This is a genomic window from Billgrantia antri (assembly GCF_017868935.1).
In the GTDB taxonomy this organism is placed as follows: Bacteria; Pseudomonadota; Gammaproteobacteria; order Pseudomonadales; family Halomonadaceae; genus Halomonas; species Halomonas antri.
This window is the reverse complement of the sequence record NZ_CP053383.1, coordinates 3055231-3067905: the sequence shown is the minus strand read 5'-3', so window position 1 is coordinate 3067905 and position 12675 is coordinate 3055231. Positions and strand designations below refer to the sequence as shown.

Sequence of the window (12675 nt, the reverse complement as noted above, 5' to 3'; positions counted from 1 at the left end):
GTTTTTTGATAACGGCACATTCGTTTCTGTTCGGTGTCAAGGGTGCCGAACGTTATGCAAACCCGTCAACGATGCGTCGAGAGTGCCTCAAGTCATGAGCCCAGCCAGTCCTGAAACCCTCATCATCGATCGCCAGGAGGCGGTCATGGAAATCCGCTTCAACCGGCCGCACCGCCTCAATGCGGTAGTGGAGGCCTTCTACGGGGAACTGCTCGCTGCTCTGTCCGAGGCCAAGGCCGACCCGGAGGTCCGCAGCGTGATCCTCACCGGCGAGGGGCGCGCGTTCTGTGTCGGTGCCGACATGAAGGAGCACGGCGGGGCCCAGCGCACGCTGTTCCAGCGTCGACAATACCTTCAGCTTGGCAACGACGTTTGCGAGGCGATTCTGCGTCATCCCAAGCCGATCATTGCCGCTGTCAACGGCTATGCACTGGGCGCCGGGGCGGAAATGGCAGTGGCCTGTGATTTCATCGTAATGGCCGAAGAGGCGCAGATCGGCTTTCCCGAAACCAGTATCGGTACCTGCGTCGGCGGCGGCGTCTCCAAGCTGTTGCCGCAACTGGTGGGACTGAACATGGCGCGCCAACTGCTCTACACCGGGCGGCGCATCGACGGGCACGAGGCGGCGCGCATCGGCCTGGCCACCTCCTGCCATGCCGGCGATCGACTCATGCAGGAGGCTCTGGACCTGGCCGAGAGCCTCTCCCGGCAGGCGCCGGTATCGATCGCCATGCTCAAACGGCTGGTCAACCAAGGCAGCGACACCGGGCTCGAAAGCCAGCTGCAGCAGGAACTGGACGCGGTCTTTACCTGCTCCACCACGGCCGACTGGCAGGAGGGGGTCGATGCCTTCGCCGAGAAGCGCACCCCCCGGTTCCAGGGCCACTGAACAGACTCAAGGATGCGAGACATGAACCCAATCGAAGGACATCTTCCGACACGCAGTCCGCTGCACGAGATCCTGGCGCCGTCCGGCATTGCCGTGGTCGGCGCTTCGAGCGATCCGACCAAGCGCGGCTACAAGGCCATGGTGGGCCTGATCAAGGACGGCTTCCGTGGCGCTATCTATCCGGTCAACCCCAAGGCCGATCTGATCCTGGGGATCGAGGCGTGGCCCTCGATCGCCGCGATTCCCGGCTCCCCGGAGCTGGCGCTGATCTGCACGCCGGCGGCCAGCGTGCCGGGGCTGATTGCCGAGTGTGGCCGCCACGGCATCAAGGGCGCGGTGATTCTCGCCAGCGGCTTCGCCGAGATCGGCGCTGAAGGCACCGAGCTCGAGCGCGAGATGATGGCCCAGGCCGAAGCCCACGGCGTGCGCGTCATCGGACCCAATACCTCTGGGGTATTCAACCTGCACCATCACGTCAACCTGCTTGCCCTGGACAACGTCAAGCCGGGTGACGTGGGGATCATCTCCCAGTCGGGCAACATGCTGCTGTCGCTGGCGCTCGAGGCCCAGTACAACGGCCAGGTCGGTTTCTCCACCTATGTCGGTCCCGGCAACCAGAGCGACATCGGTTTCAACGACTATCTGCGCTATCTGGGCGAGGACGAACACACCCGTGTGGCTACCCTCTACGTGGAGGGCTTCCGCGACGGGCGCAAGTTCCTCGAGGTGGCGCGCGACGTCACCGCCATGAAGCCGGTAGTGGTCTACAAGTCGGGCTCCACCGAGGCCGGCCAGAAGGCGGCCAGCTCGCATACCGGCGCGCTGGCCGGCAGCTACGCCATGACCGTGGACCTGCTGCGCCAGGCCGGCGTCAGCGTGGTGCATCGCTCCGACGAGATCCTGCCGGTAGCCGAGGGGCTCGGCTTGCTGCAGAAGGCGCGCGGCAAGCGGGTGGCGGTGATTTCCGACGGCGGCGGCCAGGCCACCATCGCCTCCGACCGCCTGGCCGAGGCGGGCCTCACCCTGGCCGAGCTCTCCGAGGAGACCCGCCAGAAGCTGCGCGAGGTGCTCTTCCCCCAGGCCTCGACGGTCAACCCGGTTGACGTGGCGGGTTCCACCGACGCCAACCCCTCGCTGCTGGCCACCTGCATGGAGATCGTCGCCGCCGACGACAACGTCGACAGCATCTTTCTCGTCGGCATGTTCGGTGGCTACAGCATTCGCTTCGCCGAATCGCTGCTGGGCGACGAGATGCGCGGCGCCGAGGCGATGGTCGACCTCTCCAAGGCCACCGACAAGCCGCTGGTCATCTACAGCCTCTACACGCCGATCAAGCCGCCTGCCCTGCGCCGGCTGCATGAAGCCGGCATCCCGATCTACTCCTCCATCGAGCAATCGGTACGCGTGCTGCGGGCGCTGGGCGAGCGCGGCGATTACCTCCAGCTCTGTGAGCAGTATCCGCGTGAGCCGGCGCTCGAGCCGAAACCGGAGCTCGGCGAGCTGTTCGCCCGCGCCCGGGCGGAGGGACGCGACCTGTTCGAGTACGAGGCCAAGCAGCTGCTGCACGAGCACGGCATCGAGGTGCCGCAGGAGAGGGTCGTGCGCAGCGACGCGGAGCTGGCCGAAGCGGTGGCCGCATTCGGTGAAGCGCCGCTGGCGATGAAGGTGGTGTCCAAGGACATCCTGCACAAGTCGGATGCCGGCGGGGTCAAGCTCAACCTGATGGGCGAGGCCGCGCTGCGTCGCGCGCGCGACGAGATCCTCGCCTCCTGCCGCGCCTACGATGATCAGGCCGAGATCGAGGGCGTGCTGGTTGCGCCGATGGCGAAGAAGGGCGTCGAGGTGATCGTCGGCGTGATTCGCGATCCGATCTTCGGCCCGGTGTTGATGTTCGGCCTGGGCGGGATCTTCGTCGAGATACTGGAGGACGTGGCCTTTCGCTCGATACCCCTGTCGCGCCACGATGCGCGCAGCATGGTGGAGCAGATCAAGGCGCGCAAGGTGCTCGAGGGTGCTCGCGGCGAGCCGGGAATCGACAAGGAGGCGCTGGTGGAGTTGTTGCTCACGGTATCGCGCATCGCCGACGCCTATCCCGAGCTCAGCGAGTTGGATCTCAACCCGGTGATTCTCAACGCCGACGGCTATGCCGTGGTGGATGCCCGGGTTATCGTGGAGCGCGAACCCATCGCCAGTCATGACGAGGAGAGCGCAGCATGAGCGAGAGCGTATACCAGCCCGTCCTGCAGGATGCGCTGCTGACCCTGGAAGAGCGCGTCGCAACCCTGACCCTGGACCGCCACGACGTGCGCAACGCCCTGACCGGAACGGCCCTGGCCGACGACATCGTCGCCGTGGCGGAGTGGGTCAATCGCTGTGACGAGGTCTCGGTGCTGGTCCTCACCGGGGCGGGTTCGGCGTTCTCCGCCGGTGGCAACGTCAAGGACATGGCCAACCGCGGTGGTGATTTCGCCGGCGACGTGGCCGAAGTGGCGGGGCGCTATCGGCGCGGTATCCAGCGCATCCCGCTGGCGCTGCAGGCGGTGGAGGTACCGGTGATCGCCGCGGTCAACGGCCCGGCCATCGGCGCCGGCTTCGATCTGGCCAACATGGCGGATATCCGCATCGCCTCGCGCAAGGCCAAGTTCGGCGAGACCTTCCTCAACCTGGGCATCATCCCCGGCGATGGCGGTGCCTGGTTCATGCAGCGCCTGATCGGCTACCAGCGGGCCTTCGAGCTGACTCTCTCCGGGCGGGTGATCGACGCCGAGGAGGCCAAGGAGTATGGCATCGTGCTCGAGGTGACCGAACCGGAGGCGCTGATGGAGCGGGTAGGCGAAATGACGGCGCGCATCGCCGAGCAGCCACCCAAGGCCACGCGGTTGACCAAGCGGCTGATGAAGATGGCCCAGCGCACCGAGCTCAAGGACTTCCTCGATGTCTGTGCCGTGTTCCAGGGCATGTGTCACAACGAGCCGGAGCATCTGACGGCGGTCAACGCCATGCTCGAGAAGATGGCGAAATAGTCTGCGTTGAGCTCACATGAAACCCGGCTTCGGCCGGGTTTTTTCCTTCTCCCTCGCCCGAAGTGATCGAAAAGGCTGGATTTTTTCTCGTGCGACTGTTGTGCTGAAGCCTGTGCCACGACAGGGAGCGGGTATGGCCGACCATACGCTGGTATTCATCGTGCTGGGACTCACGCTGGCCGCCTTCGTCTGGGGGCGCTTCCGCTACGATCTGGTAGCCCTGTCCGCGCTGCTGGCTTGCGTGATCCTGGGGCTGGTGCCGGGCGAGGAGGCGTTCCATGGCTTCGGTCATCCTGCCGTCATTACCGTGGCGGCGGTGCTGGTGCTCAGTCGCGGTTTCGAGCGCTCCGGCGTGGTCGATGTCATTGCCGAGCAGGTTCTCAAGATCGGCGATCGGCTGTTCCTGCAGCTGGTGGCGCTGACGACCACGGTGGTGGTTCTCTCGGGCTTCATGAACAATGTGGGCGCCCTGGCGCTGCTGCTGCCGGTGGCCATGCGCCTGGCGCGGGAGCACGACACCTCGCCGTCGCTGCTGCTGATGCCGCTGGCCTTTGGCTCGCTGCTCGGTGGCCTGATGACGCTGATCGGCACGCCGCCCAACATCATCATTGCCAGCTATCGCGGCAGCGTGACCGGCGAAACCTTCGGCATGTTCTCGTTCTTTCCCGTAGGGGCCAGCGTGGCCCTGGCGGGGCTTGCGTTCATCGTGCTGCTGGGCTGGCGGCTGGTGCCGAGGCGTGCCGGTAATGCCTCCACCGAGGCCATGTTCGACATCACTCACTACCTGGTCGAAGCCAGGGTAGGCGCGGAATCCAAGGCGCTTGGCTGGACCTTGCGCGAGCTGCACCACGAGCTCGAGGAGCCCGTTCCCGTGCTGGCGGTGCTGCGCGAGGAGCGTCGCTATGCCGGGCACGCCTTTCTTGGCGTATTGAAGGAGGATGACGTACTGCTGGTGGAGGCCGGCCCCGAGGAGATGAAGCTGCTCGAGGACAAGGCCGGCCTGCAGGTGGGGCTCGATCCGCAGGAGGAGAGTGAGGAAGAGGCGCCAGTCCAGGATGAGGGCGGCCAGTTGGAGCGCGACGCCGATCATCAGCAGCAACAGGTGGAGAAGGGAACACCGCGCAAGACGAACGGCTTTGATACCGAGGGGTTGGAGCTGGTCGAGGCGGTGGTGCGCAATGACTCGGTGATGGTCAACCGCACCGTGACCCAACTGCGCCTGCATAACCAGTACGGCATGCATCTGGTGGCCGTGGCCCGCGACGGCAGCCGGCTGCGCCAACGCCTGCGCGATATCCGTTTTCAGCCGGGTGACGTGCTGCTGTTACAGGGCGGCGAAAGCAACCTCAGTGATAGTTTGGCCACGCTGGGCTGCCTGCCGCTGGCGCGGCGCAACATTTCGCTGGGGCAGCCGCGCATGCTGCTGGTGTCGATCGCCATTTTCGCGCTTGCCATCGGCGCCATGTTGTTCGATCTGCTCCCCAATGCCATCGCCCTGGCGCTTGCCGCCGTGGTGTCGCTGCTGGTCGGGGTGCTGCCGCTGCGCGAAGGCTACCAGGCCGTCGATGGACCGGTGATCGTGCTGTTGGCAGCGATGATTCCAGTGGGCACGGCGCTCGAGACCAGTGGCGGCGCGGCGCTGGTCGCCGAGAGCCTGCTGCGCTTGGGCGGCACTTGGCCCGTCGTTTCGATTCTGGTGCTGCTGTTCGTTACCACCATGATGCTATCCGACGTGATCAATAACGCGGCCGCGGCGGTCCTCATGGCACCGATCGCCGTCAGTCTGGCCAACGGTTTCGAGGCTTCCGTCGATCCCTTCCTGATGGCCGTGGCCGTGAGTGCCTCCTGCGCCTTCCTCACCCCCATCGGGCACCAGTCCAATACCCTGGTGATGGGGCCGGGCGGCTATCGCTTCGGCGACTATTGGAAGATGGGCCTGCCGCTCGAGATGGTCGTGATGGCAGTGGCGATACCGATGATCCTGCTGGTTTGGCCGTTGTAGGAGAGGCAACGAAAAACCCCGGCGCTGGGCCGGGGTTGGGTAGGATGGACCGAACTTACGCCGCGTTGTGGCGCAGGATGTTGGCCTTGTCGGTGGCGAACTCGTCGTACTCGAAGTCGTCCACGCTAAGCAGTTCCAGCACCTCGGCTTCGAAGCCGCGCATGAACTCGGCGTCCTCCTCGCTGACCAGCTCCTTTTCACGCGCCGCCTCCAGGCGAGCTTCGGGGTGCAGCGCCTCAGGCGGCAGTTCGCCCTTGGCGTAGGCCTTGTTGACCGTACGGTAGAGCGCCTCGGCGCGGTCGTAGTCGGCGAGCAGCGCGTTGTAGCGAGCCAGGGGATTGTCTTTCACGCCGTCGTTCTGCTGCCAGGCCGCTGCGAGCAGCTTGGCGCGCAGCAGCGTGTCGCGCGACACCGCCTGGGCGATCTCGCGGGTCAACTGGTCGGCGGGGCGCTTCCAACGCCGCCCCAACGGCATCGTCACGGCACGTAGCACGCCGGCGAGCGCGCGGTTGGGCAGGTTGTCGAACAACTCGTCGAAGGCCTGTTCGGCGCGCTGCAGCAGATGAGTGCAGCTGTAGTGGAGCAGGGCCGCCTCGCCCTCCACCTTGTCGCCCTCCTGCCAGTGCTTGAGCACCATCGAGGCGAGGTAGAGATTGGAGAGCACGTCGCCCAGCCGCGCCGAGAGCATCTCGCGCTGCTTGAGCGTGGCCCCGAGGCTGGCCATGGCGGCATCGGCACACAGGCTGAAGCCGGCCGAGAGGCGCGCCATGTCGCGGGCATAGGGTGCAGCCACCGCGTCGAAGGGCACATCCGGCTTGCCGATGCCGAGTCCCATGGTGAAGGCCCGGGCGGCGTTGCCGAAGACCAGCGCCGCATGGCCGAAGAAGGCGCGATCGAAGGCCGGCAGATCGTTGCTGTCCGAGGCGGCCAGCTCCTCGAGCACGTACGGATGGCAGCGGATCGCGCCCTGGCCGAAGATCATCAGGTTGCGAGTCATGATGTTGGCACCCTCTACCGTGATCGACACCGGGTTGGCGCTGTAGCCGATACCCAGGTAGTTGCGCGGGCCCAGGGTCACTGCCTTGCCGCCGTGGATGTCCATGGCATCGGAGAGCGCGATGCGCTGGAACTCGGTGAGCTGGCTCTTGAGGATCGCCGAGGGCACCGCCGGCTTCTCGCCGCGATCGATGGTATTGGCGGTCTGGTAGACCGCAGCCTGGGCGATGTATCCCAGCGCGGCCAGGCGTGCCAGCGGTTCCTGCACGCCCTCCATTTCCGCTACCGGGACGTTGAACTGGCGGCGAATGCGGGCGAAGCCGCCGGTCCAGCCCAGGGCATAGCGTGAGGTGCCGCTGGCGCCGGAGGGCAGGGTGATGCAGCGGCCGATGGAGAGGCACTCCACCAGCATGCGCCAGCCCTGACCGATCATCTCGGTGCCGCCGATGATGGTATCCAGCGGGACGAAGACGTCCTTGCCCTTGATCGGGCCGTTGAGGAAGGGGCTGCCAATGGGATGGTGGCGACGACCGATCTCCATGCCGGCGGTGTTGCGCGGTACCAGGGCCAGGGTGATGCCGCGATCCTCTTCCTCGCTCAGCAGGTGGTCGGGGTCGAACAGGCGGAAGGCCAGGCCCACTACGGTGGCGATGGGCGCCAGGGTGATCCAGCGCTTCTCGAAGTTGAGGCGCAGGCCCAGCACCTCTTTACCGTCGATCACCTGCTTGCAAACGATGCCGGTGTCGGGCAGCGAGGTGGCGTCACTGCCGGCGCGCGGGCCGGTGAGGCCGAAGCAGGGGATTTCGCGGCCGTCGGCCAGGCGCGGCAGATAGTGATCCTTCTGCTCCTGGGTACCGTACTTGAGCAGCAGCTCGCCCGGTCCCAGGGAGTTGGGTACACCCACCGTGACCATCAGCGTCTCGCTGATGGAGAGCTTCTGCAGCACCAGCGACTGAGCCTTGGCGGAGAACCCGAGGCCGCCGTACTCCTTGGGAATGATCATGCCGAAGAAGCCTTCCTGCTTCAGGTATTGCCACAGTTCCTCAGGCAGGTCGGCACGCTCCTTGGCGATCTCCCAGGCATTGCACATGCCCGCTGCCACCGAGCACTGGTGCTCGATGAAGGTGCGCTCCTCCTCGCTCAGACCATCGTCGCGGTAGCTCATCAGCTTGTCCCACTTGGGGCGACCCGAGAACAGCTCGCCGTCCCAGGCCACGGTGCCGGCTTCCAGCGCGATGCGCTCGGTGTCGGAGACCTTGGGCGAGACGCGCTTGAACATGGCGAACAGGCGCGGGGTGAGCCATTGGATGCGCAGTGCCGGCAGGCCGGCCACGGCCACGACTGCCGCGCCGAGCAGCAGCAGCACGCCCAGCACCGGGGACACCAGCAGACTCACCAGGCCAAGGCCGCCGAGCATTGCCAGGATCGGCATGGCGCCGGCCTCGCGCCGCAACAGCGCCAGCAGGCCAGCGACGGTGAGGATCAGCAGTATGAGGGTGAGCATTTCTTCAGCGCTCCCTTGGTTCATGTTTAGAACAGTTGTTTGAATGTGTCAGCCTAGCCCATCTTGGTACAGGTGACCAGCCCAGTGAAAGGCACGAACGAAGGCGCCCCGCTCGATGGCGGGGCGCATGACGTGGTGGCGTAGATGCTCAGCTCAAGCGACGCTGGGGCTCGCGCCGGGCCGGACTCTCGCCGGCCACGTAGTAGGGCGCGTCGGAGGGCGGCAGCGGTTCGCGACCACGGATGCGGTCGGCGATCTTCTCGGCCAGCATGATGGTCGGGGCATTGAGGTTGCCGGTGGGGATCACCGGAAACAGCGAGGCATCCACTACACGCAGCCCCTCCAGGCCATGCACGCGGCCTTGGCCGTCGACGACGGCGTCGTCGCCTTCGCCCATGCGGCAACTGCCGCATGGGTGGTAGGCGGTCTCGGCGTGCTCGCGTACAAAGGCGTCGAGCTGCTCGTCGCTCTGCACGTCCGGCCCCGGCGATATCTCACGGCCACGGTAGGGATCCATGGCCGGTTGGGCGATGATCTCGCGGGTCAGGCGAATGGCATCGCGGAATTCCTGCCAGTCCTTCTCCTTGGCCATGTAGTTGAACAGGATGCTGGGGGCCGCCTTGGGGTCGCGTGAGGTAAGGCGAATGCGCCCGCGGCTCTCCGAGCGCATCGAACCCACGTGGGCCTGGAAGCCGTGTGCCTGCACCGCACTCTTGCCGTTATAGCTGATGGCGATGGGCAGGAAGTGGTACTGCAGGTTGGGCCAGGGCTCCTCGTCGTGGGTACGAATGAAGGCGCACGACTCGAACTGGTTGCTGGCGCCGATGCCGCTACCGAGCAGCAGCCACTCGGCGCCGATCTTAGGCTGGTTGAACCACTTCAGCGCCGGGTAGAGCGTGATCGGCTGCTTGCATTCGTACTGGATGTACATCTCCAGATGGTCCTGCAAATTCTCGCCGACGCCAGGCAGCTCGTGAACCAGAGGGATATCGAATTCGCGCAGGTGCTCGGGGTTGCCCACTCCCGAGCGCAGCAGAATCTGCGGCGAGGCGATGGCCCCGGCGCACAGCAGCACCTCGCGGCGGGCGCGAACCTGCTGCGCCTGGCCGCGGCGCAGGTAACGCACGCCCACGGCACGCTTGCCCTCGAACTCGATCACGTCCGTGGTGGCGTGGGTCTCGATGGTGAGGTTATCGCGCTGCTTGGCCTGGTCGAGGTAGCCGCGGGCGGTGGAGGAGCGGCGCCCCTTGGGAGTGACGAAACGGTCCATGGGGCCGAAGCCCTCCTGCTGGTAGCCGTTGACGTCCTCGGTCTCGGGGTAACCCGCCTGTATGCCGGCATCGACGAAGGCGCGGTACAGCTCGTTGTTGCCCTCCTTGGGCGTGGCCACGCTGACCGGTCCGTCGCCGCCGTGGTAGGCGTTGGGTCCGATATCGCGGCACTCGGCTTTCCTGAAGTAGGGCAGGCAGTCGACGTAGCGCCAGTCCGACAGGCCCGCCATACCGGCCCAATTGTCGTAGTCCAGCGCGTTGCCGCGGATATAGCACATGCCGTTGATCAACGACGAGCCGCCAAGGCCCTTGCCGCGACCGCACTCCATGCGGCGGCCGTTCATGTGCGGCTCCGGGTCGGTCTCGAAGGCCCAGTTGTAGCGCTTGCCTTGCAGCGGATAGGCGAGCGCGGCGGGCATCTGGGTGCGAAAGTCGAAGCGGTAATCGGGGCCCCCCGCCTCGAGCAGCAGCACGCTGACGTCTGCGTCTTCGGTGAGGCGGGTGGCCAGCACGTTGCCGGCGGAACCGGCACCGATGATGACGTAGTCGAATTCACGTATCTGGGACATAACATCTCTCACTGGTAACGCGACGGAAGCGGGCCCGCTCCTGTGCGCAAGGAGTGCCGGCCCAAGGCAGGAGCGGCTGGCGGTAGCGAGGGGCGCCGGGGACAAGCCGAAGAGGAGGTCCTACGCCATGGATGGCGTAGGGTAGCGCCCAGGGGCGGGTTCACAGCGCCTCCTCGCAGGCTTGTCGGCGGATCAGCCCCGAGCGATCCCGTAGGTTCTCTCCTGCTTCCTAGAACACAGACTCGAAGGGCCCCATCTCCACCTGCACCGACTTGGTCTGGGTGTAATGGGCCAGGGTCTCGATGCCGTTCTCGCGGCCGACGCCGGACTGCTTGTAGCCACCCACCGGCATCTCCGCCGGCGACTCGCCCCAGGTGTTGATCCAGCAGATACCGGCTTCCAGGCGATGAATGGTGCGATGCGCCCGGGCCAGACTCTCGGTGAACACGCCGGCGGCGAGGCCGTAGTGGGTGTCGTTGGCGCGGCGGATCAGTTCCTCCTCGTCGTCGAAGACGAGGATCGACATCACCGGACCGAAGATCTCCTCGCGTACGATGCGCATATCGTCGCTGCAATCGGTGAACACCGTGGCCGGTGCCCAGGCGCCGCGGGAGAAATCGCCTTCGGCCAAGGGCTCGCCGCCGATCAGCACCTGGGCACCGTCCTGCTTGCCGTATGCGATGTAGTCGAGCACCTTGGCCTGATGCTCGAAGCTGACCAGCGGGCCGAAGTTGACGCTGGGATCGAGCGGGTCGCCGGCGCGGACACGTGCCACGCGCTCGGCGACCTTCTCCTCGAAGGCCTGCTTCACCGAGCGCTCGACGAAGACCCGAGTGCCGTTGGTGCAGATCTGCCCGCTGGAGTAGAAGTTGGCCATCATCGCGGCGTCGGCGGCGCGCTCGAGGTCGGCATCGGCGAACACGATCAGCGGCGACTTGCCGCCCAGTTCCATGGTCACGTCCTTGAGCGTCGAGCCGCCGGCCGCGGCCATCACCTTCTTGCCGGTGCCCACCTCACCGGTGAAAGACACCTTGGCGATGCCATCGTGCGCGGTCAGCATCTGGCCGACGCGGCCATCGCCATGCACGACGTTGAACACACCATCGGGCAGTCCGGCTTCGGTGAAGATCTCGGCCAGCTTCATTGCGGTCAGCGGAGTGACTTCGCTGGGCTTGAACACTACGGCGTTGCCTGCCGCCAATGCCGGCGCCGCCTTCCAGCAGGCGATCTGGATGGGATAGTTCCAGGCCCCGATGGCACCGATGACGCCGAGCGGCTCGCGGCGGGTATAGACGAACGACGACTCGCGCAGCGGAATCTGGACGCCCTCGATGGCCGGCGCCAGGCCAGCATAATACTCGAGCGCGTCGGCGCCGGTGACGATGTCCACCGCGGCGGTTTCGCTGATCGGCTTGCCGGTATTGCGCGTCTCGAGCTCGGCAAGCTCGTCATTCCTCTCTCTCAAGAGCGCAACGGCACGATTGAGGATGCGACCACGCTGCATGCCGGTCATGGCGGCCCAGCGGTGCTGGCCTTCCCGTGCCGACTGGACGGCGCGGTCGACGTCGGCCTGGCTGGCCTGCTCGACCTTGGCCAACAAGCTGCCATCATAGGGATTGATGACGTCGAAGGTTTCGCCGGAAGTGGCCGGCTGCCGACGGCCCGCGATGAAGAGAGTCTCGGTGTTGGAAGCTGTCATGCTGTCTCCTTTGTGGACGCAAGGGAGGTTTCGTAGCCGGTCAGTAGCTGGTCGAGGTAGGCGTGTGCCAGGCGTCGGGCGCGTTCAGTATCCAGCCCTTCTGGGCTCAGGGTGCCGCGCAGCCACAGGCCATCGATCATGGCGGCCAGGCCGCGGGCGGCATCGCGTGCCTCTTCATGTGGCATCAGTCGGCGGAACTGGCAGCACAGGTTAGAGTAGAGTCGCTGGTCGTTGACGTGCTGAAGCCGTTGAAGCTGCGCCTTGTGCATGCTGCTGGCCCAGAAGGCGAGCCAGGTCTTGGCGGCCGGTCCAATGATCTGGCTGCGGTCGAAGTTACCGTCGATGATCGCGCCGATGTGCTCTCGCGGCGAGCCATTGACGAGCTGGCGACGGCGCTGGGCCACCGCCTCGCCGAGGTCGCTCAGGATCTGGCGCATGGTGGCCTCGAGCAGGCCATCCTTGCCGCCGAAGTAGTGACTGATGATGCCTGCCGAGACGCCGGCGTGCCGGGCAATGCGCATCACGGTGGCATCAGCCAGCCCGACTTCGTCGATGGCGGCCATGGTGGCCTGAATGAGCTGGCTGCGTCGAATCGGCTCCATACCTGTCTTGGGCATCTTCGTTCTCCCGATGCCGGTTACGATTTGCAACCACGGCCATGCGTGGTTACCTTTGAGACTAGCTTGGCATTTTTTTATTGAACGTTCAATCAATATAAAATC

The 12675-nt window shown here is 65.7% G+C and carries 8 protein-coding genes; 4 read left to right on the top strand and 4 right to left on the bottom strand.

What is annotated here, in order from left to right; genetic code table 11:
• Positions 1-94: 94 nt before the first annotated feature.
• From HNO53_RS14230 to HNO53_RS14215, 4 genes are all read left to right on the top strand, one after another.
• Positions 95-889 carry an enoyl-CoA hydratase/isomerase family protein gene (locus HNO53_RS14230; RefSeq protein WP_209473137.1) on the top strand — a complete coding sequence of 265 codons (795 nt, stop codon included), beginning with the start codon at positions 95-97 and terminating at the stop codon, positions 887-889.
• A gap of 21 nt (positions 890-910) precedes the next feature.
• A complete protein-coding gene (locus HNO53_RS14225; protein WP_209473136.1) occupies positions 911-3106 on the top strand; it encodes an acetate--CoA ligase family protein in 2196 nt (731 codons plus the stop codon).
• On the top strand, positions 3103-3912 hold the full coding sequence (locus HNO53_RS14220) for an enoyl-CoA hydratase-related protein (RefSeq protein WP_209473134.1): 810 nt from the start codon (positions 3103-3105) through the stop codon (positions 3910-3912). Before HNO53_RS14225 ends, HNO53_RS14220 begins: the two co-directional genes overlap by 4 nt.
• Before the next feature lie 133 nt (positions 3913-4045).
• On the top strand, positions 4046-5914 hold the full coding sequence (locus tag HNO53_RS14215; RefSeq protein WP_209473132.1) for an SLC13 family permease: 1869 nt from the start codon (positions 4046-4048) through the stop codon (positions 5912-5914).
• Between the two features lie 55 nt (positions 5915-5969).
• Here the strand turns inward: HNO53_RS14215 and HNO53_RS14210 are convergent, their stop codons facing one another.
• From HNO53_RS14210 to betI, 4 genes are all read right to left on the bottom strand, one after another.
• Positions 5970-8414 carry an acyl-CoA dehydrogenase gene (locus tag HNO53_RS14210; RefSeq protein ID WP_209473130.1) on the bottom strand — a complete coding sequence of 815 codons (2445 nt, stop codon included), beginning with the start codon at positions 8412-8414 and terminating at the stop codon, positions 5970-5972.
• Between the two features lie 148 nt (positions 8415-8562).
• Positions 8563-10254, bottom strand: coding sequence for a choline dehydrogenase (gene betA / locus HNO53_RS14205; protein WP_209473128.1), 1692 nt, complete (start codon positions 10252-10254; stop codon positions 8563-8565).
• A 229-nt stretch (positions 10255-10483) separates the two neighbouring features.
• Complete coding sequence (gene betB, locus HNO53_RS14200) at positions 10484-11953, bottom strand: betaine-aldehyde dehydrogenase (RefSeq protein ID WP_209473126.1); 1470 nt, start codon at positions 11951-11953, stop codon at positions 10484-10486.
• A complete protein-coding gene (gene betI / locus HNO53_RS14195) occupies positions 11950-12570 on the bottom strand; it encodes a transcriptional regulator BetI (protein ID WP_209473124.1) in 621 nt (206 codons plus the stop codon). Before betI ends, betB begins: the two co-directional genes overlap by 4 nt.
• Between the last annotated feature and the right edge of the window lie 105 nt (positions 12571-12675).

Excerpts from the sequence above, each read along its gene's own strand:
- HNO53_RS14225 (WP_209473136.1), top strand. The coding sequence starts at position 911 with ATGAACCCAATCGAAGGACATCTTCCGACACGCAGTCCGCTGCACGAG.
- HNO53_RS14220 (WP_209473134.1), top strand. The coding sequence starts at position 3,103 with ATGAGCGAGAGCGTATACCAGCCCGTCCTGCAGGATGCGCTGCTGACC.
- HNO53_RS14210 (WP_209473130.1), bottom strand. The coding sequence starts at position 8,414 with ATGCTCACCCTCATACTGCTGATCCTCACCGTCGCTGGCCTGCTGGCG.
- betI (WP_209473124.1), bottom strand. The coding sequence starts at position 12,570 with ATGCCCAAGACAGGTATGGAGCCGATTCGACGCAGCCAGCTCATTCAG.
- betB (WP_209473126.1), bottom strand. The coding sequence starts at position 11,953 with ATGACAGCTTCCAACACCGAGACTCTCTTCATCGCGGGCCGTCGGCAG.
- HNO53_RS14215 (WP_209473132.1), top strand. The coding sequence starts at position 4,046 with ATGGCCGACCATACGCTGGTATTCATCGTGCTGGGACTCACGCTGGCC.
- betA (WP_209473128.1), bottom strand. The coding sequence starts at position 10,254 with ATGTCCCAGATACGTGAATTCGACTACGTCATCATCGGTGCCGGTTCC.
- HNO53_RS14230 (WP_209473137.1), top strand. The coding sequence starts at position 95 with ATGAGCCCAGCCAGTCCTGAAACCCTCATCATCGATCGCCAGGAGGCG.